The 14,928-nt window shown below is 69.5% G+C and carries 16 protein-coding genes and 1 pseudogene; 12 read left to right on the top strand and 5 right to left on the bottom strand.

What is annotated here, in order from left to right:
* Nucleotides 1–34: 34 nt before the first annotated feature.
* Nucleotides 35–1,372: an ABC transporter substrate-binding protein gene (locus MXD64_RS07910; RefSeq protein ID WP_263137377.1), complete on the top strand. Its 1,338-nt coding sequence runs from the start codon at nt 35–37 to the stop codon at nt 1,370–1,372.
* A 122-nt stretch (nt 1,373–1,494) separates the two neighbouring features.
* Nucleotides 1,495–2,688, top strand: a complete 1,194-nt coding sequence (locus tag MXD64_RS07905; RefSeq protein WP_263137375.1) for a glycosyltransferase — start codon at nt 1,495–1,497, stop codon at nt 2,686–2,688.
* A 444-nt stretch (nt 2,689–3,132) separates the two neighbouring features.
* Here MXD64_RS07905 and MXD64_RS07900 read toward each other — a convergent pair whose 3' ends face one another.
* The gene (locus MXD64_RS07900; protein ID WP_197068688.1) at nt 3,133–3,651 is read right to left on the bottom strand and encodes a GrpB family protein; all 519 of its coding nucleotides are present in this window, start codon (nt 3,649–3,651) and stop codon (nt 3,133–3,135) included.
* A 65-nt stretch (nt 3,652–3,716) separates the two neighbouring features.
* Nucleotides 3,717–3,989: a hypothetical protein gene (locus tag MXD64_RS07895; RefSeq protein ID WP_139179685.1), complete on the bottom strand. Its 273-nt coding sequence runs from the start codon at nt 3,987–3,989 to the stop codon at nt 3,717–3,719.
* Between the two features lie 307 nt (nt 3,990–4,296).
* Here MXD64_RS07895 and MXD64_RS07890 point away from each other — a divergent pair, with 307 nt between their 5' ends.
* From MXD64_RS07890 to eno, 6 genes are all read left to right on the top strand, one after another.
* Complete coding sequence (locus MXD64_RS07890) at nt 4,297–4,803, top strand: universal stress protein (RefSeq protein ID WP_263137374.1); 507 nt, start codon at nt 4,297–4,299, stop codon at nt 4,801–4,803.
* Nucleotides 4,788–5,543, top strand: a complete 756-nt coding sequence (locus MXD64_RS07885) for a 2,3-diphosphoglycerate-dependent phosphoglycerate mutase (protein WP_263137372.1) — start codon at nt 4,788–4,790, stop codon at nt 5,541–5,543. Before MXD64_RS07890 ends, MXD64_RS07885 begins: the two co-directional genes overlap by 16 nt.
* A gap of 89 nt (nt 5,544–5,632) precedes the next feature.
* Nucleotides 5,633–6,043 (top strand): CrcB family protein, encoded by a 411-nt coding sequence (locus tag MXD64_RS07880; RefSeq protein ID WP_017885693.1) that lies wholly within the window; start codon nt 5,633–5,635, stop codon nt 6,041–6,043.
* Nucleotides 6,040–6,411 carry a fluoride efflux transporter FluC gene (locus MXD64_RS07875; RefSeq protein ID WP_017885694.1) on the top strand — a complete coding sequence of 124 codons (372 nt, stop codon included), beginning with the start codon at nt 6,040–6,042 and terminating at the stop codon, nt 6,409–6,411. Before MXD64_RS07880 ends, MXD64_RS07875 begins: the two co-directional genes overlap by 4 nt.
* Before the next feature lie 26 nt (nt 6,412–6,437).
* A complete protein-coding gene (locus tag MXD64_RS07870) occupies nt 6,438–6,923 on the top strand; it encodes an inorganic diphosphatase (RefSeq protein WP_263137369.1) in 486 nt (161 codons plus the stop codon).
* A 146-nt stretch (nt 6,924–7,069) separates the two neighbouring features.
* A complete protein-coding gene (gene eno, locus MXD64_RS07865) occupies nt 7,070–8,404 on the top strand; it encodes a phosphopyruvate hydratase (RefSeq protein WP_263137367.1) in 1,335 nt (444 codons plus the stop codon).
* On the opposite strand, the gene MXD64_RS07860 is transcribed toward eno, so the two are convergent.
* Nucleotides 8,389–9,315 (bottom strand): LysR family transcriptional regulator, encoded by a 927-nt coding sequence (locus tag MXD64_RS07860; protein ID WP_263137443.1) that lies wholly within the window; start codon nt 9,313–9,315, stop codon nt 8,389–8,391. The two genes, eno and MXD64_RS07860, sit on opposite strands and share 16 nt — an antisense overlap.
* Nucleotides 9,316–9,522: 207 nt before the next feature.
* Here MXD64_RS07860 and MXD64_RS07855 point away from each other — a divergent pair, with 207 nt between their 5' ends.
* From MXD64_RS07855 to MXD64_RS07845, 3 genes and pseudogenes are all read left to right on the top strand, one after another.
* Nucleotides 9,523–10,551 (top strand): TDT family transporter, encoded by a 1,029-nt coding sequence (locus MXD64_RS07855; protein WP_017885698.1) that lies wholly within the window; start codon nt 9,523–9,525, stop codon nt 10,549–10,551.
* Complete coding sequence (locus MXD64_RS07850; protein ID WP_042538953.1) at nt 10,548–11,120, top strand: uracil-DNA glycosylase; 573 nt, start codon at nt 10,548–10,550, stop codon at nt 11,118–11,120. Before MXD64_RS07855 ends, MXD64_RS07850 begins: the two co-directional genes overlap by 4 nt.
* 156 nt (nt 11,121–11,276) lie before the next feature.
* A pseudogene (locus MXD64_RS07845) lies at nt 11,277–11,867 on the top strand (recombinase family protein); the annotation flags it as partial.
* Nucleotides 11,868–11,972: 105 nt separating this feature from the next.
* On the opposite strand, the gene MXD64_RS07840 reads toward MXD64_RS07845, so the two are convergent.
* Nucleotides 11,973–12,815, bottom strand: a complete 843-nt coding sequence (locus MXD64_RS07840) for a hypothetical protein (protein ID WP_017885701.1) — start codon at nt 12,813–12,815, stop codon at nt 11,973–11,975.
* A 132-nt stretch (nt 12,816–12,947) separates the two neighbouring features.
* Between MXD64_RS07840 and MXD64_RS07835 the strand changes: the two genes are divergently transcribed.
* Nucleotides 12,948–13,460, top strand: a complete 513-nt coding sequence (locus MXD64_RS07835) for a hypothetical protein (RefSeq protein WP_139179712.1) — start codon at nt 12,948–12,950, stop codon at nt 13,458–13,460.
* Nucleotides 13,461–13,475: 15 nt separating this feature from the next.
* On the opposite strand, the gene MXD64_RS07830 is transcribed toward MXD64_RS07835, so the two are convergent.
* Complete coding sequence (locus MXD64_RS07830; RefSeq protein ID WP_017885703.1) at nt 13,476–14,849, bottom strand: C4-dicarboxylate transporter DctA; 1,374 nt, start codon at nt 14,847–14,849, stop codon at nt 13,476–13,478.
* Between the last annotated feature and the right edge of the window lie 79 nt (nt 14,850–14,928).

Genomic DNA, 14,928 nt, shown 5'->3' with positions numbered 1-14,928 from the left:
GATCCCCGCCCGCCCCGCACCCGAAGGACGCACCATGCCCACTCGTCGTTCCACCGCCCTCACCGCACTCGCCACCGGCGCCGTCGCCGTCCTCGCCCTGACCGGATGCTCCACGTCGAGCTCGGCGTCGGAGCGCTCCGGCCCCGTCACCGTCGACTTCTGGCACGCCATGTCCGGTCCGGCGGCGACCGAACTCGACGCCCTCGTCGCACGCTTCAACAAGCAGAACGACCAGCACATCACCGTCAAGTCGTCGTTCCAGGGCGACTACGCGGCCGTCCAGACGAAGTACACGGCGGCGGTGCAGTCCGGCTCCACGCCCGACCTGCTCATGATGAACGACGTGTCGACCGGCTTCATGATCGACTCCGGCCAGACGGTGTCCCCCGCGACGGTGAGCGGCTCGACGTCGAGGACCGACACGATGGCACCGGCCGTCTCGACCTACTACAGCGACGGCAAGTCGCTCGCGGCGATGCCGTTCTCGGTCTCGATGCCCGTGCTCTACCTGAACAAGGCACTCGTCGCGAAGGCCGGCCTCGACGCTGCGAAGCCGCCGAAGACGCTGGCCCAGGTCGCGACCTGGGCCGAGAAGATCCACGCCGCGACCGGTGGCTACGGCATGAGCATGAACATGGGCGACTCGTGGATGCTCGAGGAACTGAGTGCCTCGGGCGGCCAGCCGTTCTGCACGCCGGACAACGGCCGGAAGGGCAAGCCCGTCACCGGCGTCTCGCTCACCTCGGACACCCAGGTGCAGTTCATGAGCACGCTGCAGAAGCTGTACCAGGACGGCGCCGCCCTGAACCCCGGCACCGACTCGACCGTGCAGAACTCGGCGTTCTCGAGCGACAAGGTCGGGATGCTGCTGACCTCGTCCGGCGCGTACACGACCGTCGACCCGGACGGCTCCAAGTCGGTCGTCGCCCGGTTCCCCACCACGTCGGACTCCGACGACGCCGGCCAGGTCATCGGCGGCAACGCCCTGTGGATCTCCGGCAAGGGCCACTCGACCGCCGAGCAGAAGGCGTCGTACACGTTCGCCAAGTGGCTCCAGAGTCCCGACGTGCAGGCCGAGTGGGCGAAGGCGACCGGCTACGTCGCGATGAACACCGACTCCGCGAAGACCACCGTCGGCAAGCGCTCCCTGTCCGACCCGAACATCGCCACCATGTACCAGCAGCTCACCGACGACCCCACGAGCGTCGCAGCGGCCGGCTGCATCACCGGCGCGTTCCCGACGGTCCGTGCCACCGTCATCGGAGCCTTCAACCGCATCGTCGAGGGTGCCGACGTCGAGTCGACGATGCAGGACGCCGAACAGCAGGCCGGCAAGCAGATCGAGTCCTACAACGAGGCCGCCGGCAAGTGAGCACGGTCGGCGCGTGAGCGCCCCGCGAGGCTGACCAAGGGTTCATGGAGCACGACCGCCGTTCGCCATACGGTTGTCTGACGAAGCGGGCAGGCAGCCCGCACGACGATCGGAGCCCTGTGGTGTCTGCTGCGAACGGCCGGCCCGGCTACGGTGCTCCGGAACCCCTGCGCATCGTGTTCTCGTTCCCGCGGGGGCGCGGACACCTCGCACCGATGCTGCCGCTCGCCCGCGCGGCCAGCGCTGCCGGACACCGGACGGCCCTGAGCGGCGCACGCGAGGCAGTCCTCGAACAGACCGGCTTCTCGCACCGGCAACCGCGGGACGTGGAGCTGCCGGCGAGCAGGCCGGGCACCGGCACCCTGACCCCGATCGACCCGAGCACGGTGCTCACCCGCGTCCCCCAGGTGTTCCTGGGGGACGCGGCCGCCGGTGCCGTCGTCGACGTCGGACGACTGGTCACACGGTGGACCGCTGACCTCGTGGTCTGCGGGGAGTTCGACTTCGGCGCGATGACCGCCGCCGAACGAGCCGGGGTGCCGTGCGTGGTGGTCCTGGCCTTCGCCTCGGCCGGCGGGACCTGGCGCGAAGCGGTGCGAGAGCCGCTCGAGGCGCTCCGTCGACGCGCGGGACTCGGGCCCGACCCGGAGCAGCACATGCTCGGCGGCGCGCTCACCGTCATCCCGTTCCCGGCGTCGATGCGATCCGGGCGCGAGCTGCGGGGCCCGGTGATCCGGATGCGACCGGACACCTGGTCGTCACCCCTGTCGGACGCCGCGGCGTGGTTGGCCGCCGGCGACGGACCCCGCGTGTACGTCACGCTCGGCACCGAGTTCAACACGAAGTCCGGCGACCTGTTCGCTCGGCTGATCGACGCGCTCGCCGCCCTGCCTGCGCGGATCCTCGTGACGACCGGACCCTGGGTCGACCCGACGACCTTCCCGGTGCCGGCGGGTCCGGGGACGATCCGGGTCGAGCAGTACGTGCCGCAGGACTCGGTGCTCGGGCTCGTGGACCTGGTCGTGAACCACGGCGGATCCGGATCGGTGACCGGGGCGCTCGCGCACGGGGTGCCCCTGCTGGTCCTGCCGCTCGGTGCGGACCAGTTGCCGAACGGCGGCTGCGTCGAGGCCCTGGGCGCCGGACTCGTCCTCGACGCCGCGACGGCGACCGCGGAGGACATCCGCACCACCGCGTCGCGGCTCCTGACCGAGCCGGCGTTCCGCGTCGCCGCCGAACGGATCCGATCCGAGATCGCTGCCGGCGAGACCCCGGCCGTCGTGCTGGACGCCGTCGAGCGCCTGGTCGGTGGGTGAGCGCGCACCGCGGTGACGAGCGCCGATCAGCCCGATGCTCGGCGCACCAGACACGTGTGAGGACGGCGTCTCGCCCGTCCTTCGGAAGGATGCACTCCCCTTCCGCTCGGCCCGCTCGTTGCACCGGGCCAACAGGTTGGGTCCGAGAGTCCCCGATTCGACCCTCACACGGCGCGAGGGCAGAACGTGGAGCCCGTCAGCAACCACTACGACGCCTTTGCGATGAGCCCGGTCCCCGCTCCCAGCCCTGACGCCGTCGCTGCCAGCGAGGTCGCCGCTGTGGTGCGTTTGGCGCCCCTTCACCGGGCATTTTTGCGGGACAGGCATGCGGCAACACCCCCGGTCAGGCGGCAGTAGACAACAGAGGCTGTCGAAGGCGGCAACTGTCATGGAGCGGTGAACCACCGCCTTACGGGCACGTTCTGCCGCCCGCCAGACACACCACTATTTGTCGTAGACCGGTACGGAAGGAAGACCTCGGTCAGCTCGGGCACGATCAACGATGGACTGGATGACTGCCGTCTTGGCTGCGTTATACGAAGCTCCGCGCTGCTGAGCTCCCTCTACGGCAGCAACTTTCGCCGCCTCGTAACGCCTCATGTCCTCGGGGTGGTTGAGGAGCCAATCCCGCAAGATGCGCTGGTTGTTGTGCTCCCATTCGTCTGCCGTGAAGAAGTGCGCGATACGAAGTCTTCGCCCGTCGCGCTCGAAGACCATCACGGGATGGGAACGCACGCTGCTTCCAAGTTCCCATCCGCCAGCTTCCAAGCGCTGGCGGTGGGCCTCGAAGTCCGCGCCGTCGCAGACCCGGACTGCAAGATCGATGATTGGCTTCGCGGCCAGACCAGGAACAGAGGTCGAGCCGATGTGCTCGACGAGCCAAACACTGTTCCCCAGCTTCTGGATCTCCTCAGCGGCAGCCTCGAATTGGTGTGGCCAGGACGGATCGTACGGAACGAGCACAGTTCGCACTCTAGATCCCGCTGCCGTCGAGCCGCTGCCCGGCCACCGATCGGTCTGCGGGACGATCAGCGCCCGAACTTGCCGGTGGTTCGCTTGGACTCCCATCGATCGAGCTGGTGCAGCTCATTCCGAGAGTGCCCGACCGCGGCCATGGCCTCCTTGATGCGCGCGAGCGACAGGTCTGCGGCGGCCGCTTGTTCCAACAGCCGCGGCATCATCTCGTCGCTCTGGCCGTTGCGATCCCACCCGTTGTTGCCGATGAAGTGCAGCGTCTCGAGAAGGTCGCGCTGCTGGTTGGTGAAACCGATCCAAGAGAGATCAGCAGGAGGGGTCGTCATGACTCGATTCTGCTGGTCCACTCCGGTGTTCGATGACCGATCGTCCACCGGACACTCCGAGATCTGCGCCAGCCCCCCCCCCGGAATCCGTCTGTGGGCAGCTTCGCTCCGTGTCGTCGGAATCGCTTCCTTCGGTGTCGGGACGTCACGGGTGCGCGAGACGGCTCGCGTGACGAGGGGTTCGGGTGCATACTGGTGGTGTCTTCGGACCCGGTAGTGGGGCTTGCCGGACCCAACCTCGACAGTTGTCGACAACAGTCCCTATCTCAGCTGGTCGCGTTTCTGCGCGCCTGAGGTAGGGAGTGTCATGACAGCACCAATAGGTACCGGACCGGTCGTCGTCGGTGTCCTACCCGGCCTCGCGCCGGCGGTGATCGAGGTTGCGTCGTCCATCGCGCGGCGCTTCGGTACGACGCTGGTGTGCGTCAGCGTGGATGCGTCGCTCATCGATGCCGGTACGCGCTCGGACGGGTCGGTGATGGCGGAACCGATCGACCCTGACACTGCTGACACGACACCGCAGGGCTTGTCTGACAGTGACGAGGTGGCAGTACGTGCTGCCGCAACGACCTACGGCGTCGACGTCACGTTCGTTGCCGGTGTCGGGGATCCGAGCCGGGCATTGTCGCAGGTGGCCGAAGACCGCGACGCGGCGATGCTGGTCGTCGGGGCCAGGACGGGAGCGGGTCGAATCGCGGAGTTCTTCACGGGGTCGGTCGCGGCACGGCTGACCCATCGACAGCACCGTTCAGTGCTCGTGGTGCCCGTTGATCCGGTCGGGTTCGATGCCCCGCTGCCGTGGGACACCCCGTGACCGGCCAGCTTGTTCTGCTCCGCCACGGACAGAGCACTGCGAACGATGCCGGCACCTTCACCGGCTTGCGAGACGTCGCGCTGACCGAACAGGGCACCACCGAAGCGAATCGGGCTGGGTTGCTGCTCCTGCATGCGGGCATCCGACCGGACCTCGTGCTCACGTCGACGCCCGAGCGGGCGCTCCACACGGCGGAGCTCGTCACCGACGTCGTCGGACGTGATGCGCCGATCGAGTCGTCGTGGCGGTTGAACGAGCGGAACTACGGCGCACTCACCGGCATGTCCAAGCAGAGTGCGCAAGCGGCGTTGGGGGCGGAGCAGTTCTTCGCTGTTCGCCGGACCCGCACGGGTCGGCCGCCACGCATGTCGATCCGCGCGTGGTTGGCGCTCCGGCGGACGCCGGCGCTTCGTGGACTGCCGTGGGCGGCAGTTCGTCGAACCGAGACACTGTCCGACGTCATCCTCCGGGTCCGACCCGTCCTGTCGGACCGAATCACCCCGGCACTCCGCGACGGGCAGACAGTGCTCGTCGTCGCGCACGGCAACTCATTGCGGGCACTGTGTGCCTGCATGGACGGCCTGACCGACGGTGAGCTCGCGGACCTGAACCTCCCCACGGGCGAACCCCTGGTCTACCGGTTCGACGGCGACGGTGGGTTCTGTCCGCGGGGTGGGGAGTACCTGCATCCGGCAGCACGAGCAGCAGCGGCAGCGGTCGCTGCGGAAGGTGGAACATGACCTCCCGAACGGACACGGACCTGCCCGATGGGCAGCTCCCGCCCGACCCGGACATCGACGCCGATGACCCGGAACGTATCGCCAGGCCAGTGCATCTGCGGTGGCGGTACCTCGGTGTCGTCGCACTCGGCGGCGCCATCGGTACCGCCGCACGTGACGGACTCAGCACCGCGTTCCCCGCTCAGCACGGGGTGTCCTGGGCGATCTTCTGGATCAACATCGCCGGCGCGCTCCTACTCGGTGTGCTGCTGGAACACCTCGCGCATCGCGGACCTGACGAAGGGCGCCGCCGGGCACTGCGCCTGCTTCTGGGAACCGGTGTCCTCGGCGGGTTCACCACCTACAGCACCCTCGCGACCAGCACCGCGGTGTTGTTCCTCGCCGGCCGCGGGTTGTCCGGCACCGGGTACGGGCTCCTGACGGTCCTGGCCGGCGCGATCGCCACCGGGAGCGGCCTCGCGATCGCGGGCTTGGTCCGACCGAACGGAGCCACATCATGAGCGCCCTGGCATTCCTCAGCGTCGCTGTCGCTGGCGGCGTCGGCGCGGCCGCACGGTTCTTCGTGGACGGTGCGATCAACCGGGGTCGGCAGTTCCGGCTCCCGGTCGGGACGCTGACGATCAACATCACCGGCTCGTTCCTGCTGGGCTTGATCACCGGCGCCGCCGGTCACCTCGGCGCTACCCCCGTCGCGCTGCTCGGAACCGGGCTCATGGGTGGCTACACCACGTTCAGCACCGCCAGCTTCGAGACCGTCCGCCTCGCACGCACCGGCCGCACCACCGCGGCTGCCGTGAACGGGCTCGGGATGCTCGTCGTCTCCGTCGCCGCAGCCGCCGGGGGCGTCACCCTCGGCACCCTCACTTGACCATCCGACTGGGAGAAGAACAGCTCATGCACTTCGACATCACGATCGAGATCCCCCGCGGCAGCGGCAACAAGTACGAGGTCGACCACGCCACCGGACGGATCCGCCTGGACCGGGCGGTGTTCACCAGCATGGTGTTCCCGCAGGACTACGGCTCGATCGACGACACGCTCGGCGATGACGGCGACCCCCTCGACGCACTCGTGCTGCTGCCCCGGCCCACGTTCCCCGGCGTCGTCGTCGACGTCCGCCCGGTCGGGATGCTCCGCATGGTCGACGAGAACGGCGGCGATGACAAGATCCTCGCCGTCCCCGCCGGAGACGTCCGCTTCGACCACGTCCAGGACATCTCCGACGTCGCCGAGCCGGTCTTGGCGGAGATCGAGCACTTCTTCGCCCACTACAAGGAGATCGAGCACGGCAAGCACGTCACCACCAACGGGTGGGCGAACCGTGTCGACGCCGAAGCCATCATCCGCTCCGCACAGGAACGGTTCACCCCGCACCCCTGACCGTCACCCGCGCACCCGCGCACCATCCAGTGGGCGCCCTGAACCGCCGTGGGGAGGCAACTGGCGCCCAGTGATCGCCAGGAGGTCGTCCCTCCGCCTCCCCGCGGCCCACACCAGCACGACCAACCCGAAAGGCGACAACCGCCATGAACGACTACATCAGCAACGTCCACCACACCACCCACCATCAGGGCGAGTACGTGACCCACACCAGCCGCCCCGTCACCATCAGCAGCCTGCACGGCTCCCGGATCCTCGACTCCCGCGGCTGCCCGACGATCCAGGTGCGTCTCGAGCTCGAGGACGGCACCGTCGTCACCGGTGACGCCCCCGCAGGCGCATCGACCGGCGCGCATGAGGCTGTCGAGCTTCGCGACGGCGGCAGCAGCTACGGCGGCCGCGACGTGAGCCAGGCGCTGCACCTCATCGCGACGGACGTCGCACCGATGATCACCGGTCAGTCGTGGACCTCGATCGGGCAGGTCGACGCCGCCCTCGCTGCCCTCGACGGCACCCCGAACTACCGCCGGCTCGGTGCGAACAGTGTCGTCGCGACCTCGATCGCCCTGGCACGCGCTCTCGCCGCCGCAGCGGAGCTGCCGCTCTGGCGTTGGATCGCAGACGTCACCGGCAGCACGCCCCGCCTGCCCGTCCCGCACTTCAACGTGCTCAACGGCGGAGCGCACGCAGCGAACGCGCTCGACTTCCAGGAGTTCATGATCGCCCCGGTGAACGCCGACACCATGACCGACGCGGTTCGGATCGGGTCGGACGTGTACCACGCACTGGCGGCACTGGTCCGGGAACGGTTCGGCAGTCTCGGTCTCGGGGACGAAGGCGGCTTCGCCCCATCGATCGCCGCGCCCGAGGAGGCCCTCGACCTCCTCGTCGCCGCGATCAGTGCCGCTGGCTACGAGCCCGGCGTCGACACCGTCGCGATCGCACTCGACCCGGCGGCGAACGAGTTCGCGCTCGGCGACGGTAGCTATCGGGTCGTGGATCGCCGTCTCGACCGCGCAGGCATGGTCGACTACTACCGCGACCTCACCAGCCGGTATCCGATCCGGAGCATCGAAGACGGCTTCTCCGAAGATGACCACGGCGGCTGGAAGGCGATGTCGTCCGCGCTCGGCGGCATGCTCCAGATCGTCGGCGACGATCTCTACGTCACCGATCCACAGCGCATCCGCGACGGCGGGAAGGACGGGCTCTCGAACGCAGCGCTCATCAAGCCGAACCAGATCGGCACCGTCTCCCAGACCCTCGACGCGATCGGCGTCGCACGCTCGCTCGGGATGCGGAGCATGGTGTCGCACCGGTCCGGAGAGACCACCGACACGTTCATCGCGGACCTCGTCGTCGGCACCGGAACCGGGCAGATCAAGTCAGGCGCCCCCGCCCGCGGAGAACGCGTCGCGAAGTACAACCGGCTCACCGAGATCGCGGAGAACAATCCGGAGCTGCCCTACGGGCTGCGCTGACCCCGACCGGTCACCTCGTGGGCGACGCGCAGGAAAGCAGAAACAGCTGGCTGGGGCTCTCCCGACCAGATCGCCCGCAACGGCCGGGCAAGTGGCGCTCCAGAGAGCGGGACCCGCACCAGCGACCCGTCGTTGATGTCGGCGGCGACCGTGCGAAGGCTCATCACCGCCGGTGCAATCCCAGCCTGCGCGTTCGCCCGGATGATGCTCGTGGTCTCCAGCACCGCGGCCGGAACCGACATGTTCAAACCGGCCTCCCTGAGCCATGCGGCGAGGGTCGCGCGAGTCCCGGAACCTTCTTCCCGCAGGAGCAGAGCCGTCGCCGCCAGGACCTCCGCACTGATCCCGGTCGACCGAGCCCAGGGATGGTCCGGCGCAACGACGACCGCGAGCTCATCGTCCGCGATCACCTGCGCGGACACACCTGCCGCCGTCACCGGGGTTTCCGTGAACCCGAGGTTCGCGCCACCCGACTGCACGAGGTCCGTCACCGCGGCGGAGTTGCCCGCGATCAAACGCACCCGCACGTCGGGTTCACGGCGTCGGAATTCGAGCAGCCAGCCCGGCAGCAGCAGCTCCGCGATCGTCTGTGACGCTGCGACGACGAGCGAACCCGTGGGAGCCCGCAGCGCAGCCACTCCTGCCTCGAGGTGGCGAGACCCGTCGAGGACCGGTCCGGCCAGCCCGACGACGAGCCGGCCGGTCTCGGTCAGCACCGACCCCGTGGTCGAGCGGTGCACCAACAAGTGGCCGACCATGCGCTCGGCGACCCGGATCCGAGCAGACACTGCCTGTTGCGTGACGCCGAGCGCTCCAGCGGCAGCGGAGAAGGAGCCGGTCTCGGCGACGCATGCGAGCGCGTCGAGTGTGTCGAGGTCGAACGTTCGGTCCGTGAGTCGCCGTAGTGCCACAACCAACGATTGTGCCCCGCCAAGAGGTTCCCGGTACCGCCAGAGGCAGGATTCGCGCAGGCTTGGCCCATGACAACGCTCCGCACCGACCCTGCACCCGCGAACGGTAGCCAGCTGCCCCAACGGCCGCAGACGACGTTGTTCCGTGACCTGGAGCGGCCAGGCCTGATCGTGTCGAATCTCACACCGAACTGGTTCGCATCAATCATGGGCACTGGGATCGTCGCTGTCGCAGCTGCGTCACTCCCACTGCAGTTCCCCGGTCTGCGCATCGCGGCGACGGTCGTGTGGGCGATCGCCGCGGTGCTCCTCGTCGCCCTCACGATCGCGACGGTGCTGCACTGGATCCGCTACCGGAGCACCGCAGCCAGGCACCACCTCAACCCGGTCATCTCCCACTTCTACGGCGCACCACCGATGGCGTTCCTCACCGTCGGCGCCGGGACACTCCTGCTCGGCAAGGACTGGGTCGGCCTGCCCGCCGCCGTCACCATCGACTGGGTCCTGTGGACCATCGGCACCATCGGAGGGCTGCTCACGGCAGTCCTGGTGCCGTACCTGGCGTTCATCCGCCACGAGAACAAGCCCGACTCCGCGTTCGGCGGCTGGCTGATGCCCATCGTCCCGCCGATGGTGTCCGCCTCCACCGGCGCCCTGCTGCTGCCGTACGCTCCCGCCGGACAGGCGCGGGAGACGCTGCTGTGGTCCTGCTACGGCTTCTTCGGGCTCAGTCTCGTGACGTCGCTGGTCGTGATCACGCTGATCTGGAACCGGCTCGCGCACCACAAGGTCGGGGCCGCCGGCATGGTGCCGACCCTGTGGATCGTCCTCGGACCCGTCGGACAATCCATCACGGCGGTGAACCTCCTCGCATCGAACGCACCCACCGTCGTCGACGCATCCACCGCCCACGCGCTCCTCGTCGTGGCGCTGGTGTACGGGTTCGCGATGCTCGGCTTCGCGCTGCTGTGGACCGTCATCGCCCTCGCGGTCACCGTCCGGACCGCCCGCGAACACCTGCCGTTCAGCCTGACCTGGTGGTCGTTCACGTTCCCCGTCGGCACCTGCGTCACCGGACTCAACGGGCTCGCCCTGCACTCAGGCCTGACCGTCGTTGCCGTCCTCGCCGTCATCTACTACGCCGGCCTCGTCGCCGCATGGATCACCGTTGCCCTTCGCACCTTTCACGGATCCGTCATCCGTGGCACCCTGCTGGCACCGCCACAGCCGTCATGAGTACCCCCGAGGAACTCGCTGACGTTCGATCGCTGAACGGTCTTGCGGAGACGTGGCGGACCGCGCCCGACGGCAGCCGACGGTTCGTCCCGAGCTTCGACCCACGATCCGGCGGCAGATCCAGCCGCGTCCTGGTCCTGATGCAGTCGCCCGGCCCCCAGACCATCGCCGCAGCGCACGCAGCCATCTGCAGCGAGGACAACCCGGGCCCGACCGCGGCCGCGTTCCGAGCAGCCCGTATCGAGTCAGGGCTCGCACGCGGCGAGTACGTCCGCTGGAACCTCATCCCATGGGAACTGCCCGACCGCGTGCGACTCGCGGACGTCGACGAGGGGCGGCATGCCCTTGCCACACTGCTCGCGGCGCTGCCCGCTCTCACTGCGATCGTCACGTACGGGGCCGTCGCCCTCGACGGCGTCATGCGACACCTCACCCTGGACGAGCACCCCCGACTCCTCCCGGTCATCGCAGCACCACATCCGTCTCCCGCCAACGGCCGCCATCGCTCGGAACAACACTTCCGTTCCGTGCAAGCACTCCGGCTCGCCGCGCGAGCGCGACCCACGTAACAAACACCTCCGATTCCGCTGCACCGGAGCTTGAGCAGGTCGGAGCGTGGCTCAGACCGGCGTGTCTTGGAGCGAAACCCAGTTCCTGCATCCACGTGCCGCTACCGCGCCGGTCGGTCGGTCGAGTTTCGCTCCGTTCTCCTCACGGGTCACCTCCTCGGGTACGCGCGCGTGTCCACCACCGACCAGGACGCGTCGCTGCAGATCGATGTGCTCAACGCCGTCGGCTGCTGCCGCGTGTTCGTCGACACCATCTCCGGCTCGCTCCGACACCCGCCCGAGCTCGACAAGCTCCTCGACCAGCTCCGCGCCGGCGACACCCTCGTCGTCTGGCGGCTCGATCGGCAAGGTCGCTCCATCCGGCACCTCATCGACCACCTGCACGCCCTCGCTGAGCGCGGCAGCGGGCTCCGCTCGCTGCAGGAGACCATCGACACCACCTCGCCCGGCGGGCGGCTCGTGTTCCACGTCTTCGCCGCACTGGCGGAGTTCGAACGGGACCTCAGCAAGGAACGCACGAACGCCGGCCGTGCCGCCGCCCGAGCCCGCGGCCGGACCGGTGGCCGTCCGTCGCGGCTCTCCGTGGACCAGGTGCGCACCGCGCGCCGGCTCGACGAGCAGCAAGCGATGACCGTCGCGCAGATCGGCGACGTCCTCCGCGTCAGCCCCACCACCATCTACCGGGCTCTCGGCCGTCACACTGAACCAGTCACCGCGAGGCGGTCCAGGCCCGCACCCAACCTGTAGCCAGCGCTGGGACGCGCGCGACTGAGCCCGACACCGACCGCCGCGAAAACGACGACACAGAGCGAACCCGCTCACAGCCCGGAGGCCCCACCACGGCATGAGCCCTCAGCGCACCAGGCAGATCGTGCGGAAGTCGACGTCCGGACCGGGCCGCGTGTACGACGAGGTGCTCTCGAGCCAGTCGGCTGTGGGTGAGATCTGGTCGGGGACCAGGTCCGCCTCGGAGCGGGCACCGATGCCCTCGGACTCCCAGTACGAGCGGACGCGGTCCACGTCGCGGTTCGCACCCTCGATCATCGTGTGGTCCTCGGGCAGGAGCTCCTTGCCGTCGGCGTCGGTGTACTCCCCCGGGGCGTACCAGTACGTCCACCGCACCCCCTGGTGGGCGTTCGACAGCTTGCACTCCTCGCTGTACGCACCACCGGCTCGCTCACCATCGCGGTAGGCGGACTTCCGGTCGCCGCCGAGGATCCGCACGGTGCGGTCCCCGATCCGTTCGAGTGTGGCCCCGGCGTCGCCGTCGGCGAAGTGCCGCTCGGCGGCGGTCGCCGGCTGCGCCCTCTGCCGGGCGTCGGCGGCCATGCTCCGCACCTGTGACGTCAGGACCAGACCGTTCCACGGCACGGCGATGACCAGCACGACGATCGCCGCGACCACGGCGGCCAGCGAGTGCCGCCGTTCGCGCCGGCGAGCCCGGACCTGCACGACGAGCACCACCGCCGGGATCCCCACGGCCAGCGCGGCCCCGATCACCAGCCGGGTCAGCACGCCCCCTGGGCCGAGCCGGTCGTCCATCGACCCGAAGTCACGCTCCAGGTACGCCCCGATCTGGACCACCCAACTCACGACGAGCAGCACCGGCAACACGAGCGCGATGGCGATCGCGTTGCCCCGTCCCGTCGTCGGGCCCGTCCCGTGGTCGCGCCAGTCCTGCTGTTCCGTGCTCATGTCCGCCCCGCCCCCGTGGTGTCGGGACCATCCTGCCAGCAGAACGCACCACCGGCCCCGCGACCGTCGCCTCCGTTCCACCCCCGAAGCGGTGGTGCCGCAGCGGCACCGGTTGCTGCCAAGATGACCGACGTGACCACGACCACTCCCCACGCCGATCCCGACGCCGCTGCCGGCGACTTCGAAGGCGGATGGTTCCGCATCGACGACGACGTGGAGCACCTGGACTACCTGGTGTGGCGCCCCGCCACGGACACCGACGCCGCTGCTGCAGCCCCGGGCCCGGCCGCCGTCATCGTCGGCGGCGAACCGCGTGAGCACATCGGTTCGACGCTCCCGCTGGCGCAGCTGCCGGAACTCGACGCGGCACGTCAGCGCACCGTGCGGAAGCTCTGGAGCAGTCTGATCAACCTCGTCGTGGGCGCGATCGTCATCACGGTGCTCGAGCTGTCCGGGCTGCCCTGGCGAACGGATCTCGGCAGACAGCTCCTGATCGGACTCGGGACGATCCTGCCGACCACGTCGCTCTGCACCGCGATCTGGTGGCGCATCACCCGTGACCCCTCGGGCGCAGTCGTGCGCAAGATGGGCGGACACCGGACCCGCCAGCAGTACGACCAGCAGCGCGCCGTCCTCGACCGCTGACCGCGCCGCGGCCCCTCACCGAACCCGCGCCGTCGCCGTCACCGCGGCCGCACCCGCAGCACCCGCACCACCCGCAGCAGACTCCGGCTCCGACGACGGCCGGACCCCGCGCCCGGGCCGCAGCACCGCGTCCACCCGCTCACGGTCGAGCGCACCCTGCCACCGCGCCACCACCAGCGTCGCGACGCAGTTGCCGAGCAGGTTCACGCTCACCCGCATCGCGTCCATGATCCGGTCGGCGCCGAGCAGCAGCGCGACGCCCGCGACCGGGAACAGCCCGAGACTCGTCGCCGTCGCGGACAGCGCCAGGAACGACGACCCCGGCACCCCGGCCATGCCCTTCGACGTCAGCAGCAGCACCCCGAGCGCGGCGACCTGCTGCTCGAGCGTCAACGGCACCCCGAACGCCTGCGTCAGGAACAGCAGCGAGATCGACAGGTAGATCGCTGCCCCGTCCAGGTTGAACGAGTACCCCGTCGGCACGACGAGCCCGGCGACGCTCCGTGAGACGCCGACCTCGGTGAGCCGGGTGATCATCCGCGGCAGCACGGCCTCGGTCGACGCGGTGCCGAGGGCCAGCCCGAACTCGGCCCGGGTGTGCCACACGAACCGCCAGATCGGCACCCCGGACAGCAGCCGCCCACCGACGAGCAACGCCACGATGAACACCGCGGCGGCGCCGTAGCAGGCGGCGATGAGGAGTCCGTACGACCCCAGGGTGTCGACGCCGTACTGCCCCACCACGTACGCCATCGCGCCGAACGCACCGAGCGGCGACAGGCGCATGACCCAGCCCAGGATCCGGTAGACGACCTCGAGGCACAGGTCGAGCCCCCGGACCAGCGGCCGCGCACGCTCGCTCCCGATCGCGGCGATGGCCGCGCCGACGAACACCGCGAAGACGAGCACCTGCAGGATGTCGTTCGTCGCGAACGCGTTCACGACGCTCGACGGGATGAGGTCGAGGATGAAGGTGCCGGCGTCCGGAGCCGTGCCGCCCGCGGTCTTCGCCGCCACGGCCGAGGCGTCGAGCGACGACGGGTCGATCCGCAGGCCGGCGCCGGGGCGCACGAGGTTGCCGACCAGCAGACCGAACACGAGCGCACACGACGACGCGAGCAGGAAGTAGACCATCGCCTTGCCGGCGATCCGTCCCACCGACCGCAGGTCGCCGACGTGCACGATGCCGGTCACCACGACGATGAAGACGAGCGGCGCGATCACCATCTCGATCAGGCGGATGAACCCCTGCCCGACGACGTTGAGCACCGGCGCCGCGGCCGGGAAGCAGACCCCGACCGCGATGCCGAGGGCGACGCCGATCGCGATCTGCACGAACAGCGACTGGTACCAGCGAGCGGGGGCACGATCCGTGGTGGTGACGTCCATGCACCCACCCCACCGTGCGCGTGTTTCGACGACGTTGCGAGCCTGTTCCCACCTGACGCGCCCCACGCACGCCGAAACG

Origin of the sequence: Curtobacterium sp. Arg-1, from assembly GCF_025643395.1 — a bacterium.
GTDB lineage: Bacteria > Actinomycetota > Actinomycetes > Actinomycetales > Microbacteriaceae > Curtobacterium > Curtobacterium poinsettiae.
The sequence above is the reverse complement of the archived record's forward strand: the minus strand, read 5'-3'. Positions and strand labels throughout refer to the sequence as shown.

Excerpts from the sequence above, each read along its gene's own strand:
- MXD64_RS07840 (WP_017885701.1), bottom strand. The coding sequence starts at position 12,815 with ATGAGCACGGAACAGCAGGACTGGCGCGACCACGGGACGGGCCCGACG.
- eno (WP_263137367.1), top strand. The coding sequence starts at position 7,070 with ATGAACGACTACATCAGCAACGTCCACCACACCACCCACCATCAGGGC.
- MXD64_RS07890 (WP_263137374.1), top strand. The coding sequence starts at position 4,297 with ATGACAGCACCAATAGGTACCGGACCGGTCGTCGTCGGTGTCCTACCC.
- MXD64_RS07850 (WP_042538953.1), top strand. The coding sequence starts at position 10,548 with ATGAGTACCCCCGAGGAACTCGCTGACGTTCGATCGCTGAACGGTCTT.
- MXD64_RS07830 (WP_017885703.1), bottom strand. The coding sequence starts at position 14,849 with ATGGACGTCACCACCACGGATCGTGCCCCCGCTCGCTGGTACCAGTCG.
- MXD64_RS07870 (WP_263137369.1), top strand. The coding sequence starts at position 6,438 with ATGCACTTCGACATCACGATCGAGATCCCCCGCGGCAGCGGCAACAAG.
- MXD64_RS07895 (WP_139179685.1), bottom strand. The coding sequence starts at position 3,989 with ATGACGACCCCTCCTGCTGATCTCTCTTGGATCGGTTTCACCAACCAG.
- MXD64_RS07875 (WP_017885694.1), top strand. The coding sequence starts at position 6,040 with ATGAGCGCCCTGGCATTCCTCAGCGTCGCTGTCGCTGGCGGCGTCGGC.
- MXD64_RS07910 (WP_263137377.1), top strand. The coding sequence starts at position 35 with ATGCCCACTCGTCGTTCCACCGCCCTCACCGCACTCGCCACCGGCGCC.
- MXD64_RS07855 (WP_017885698.1), top strand. The coding sequence starts at position 9,523 with ATGGGCACTGGGATCGTCGCTGTCGCAGCTGCGTCACTCCCACTGCAG.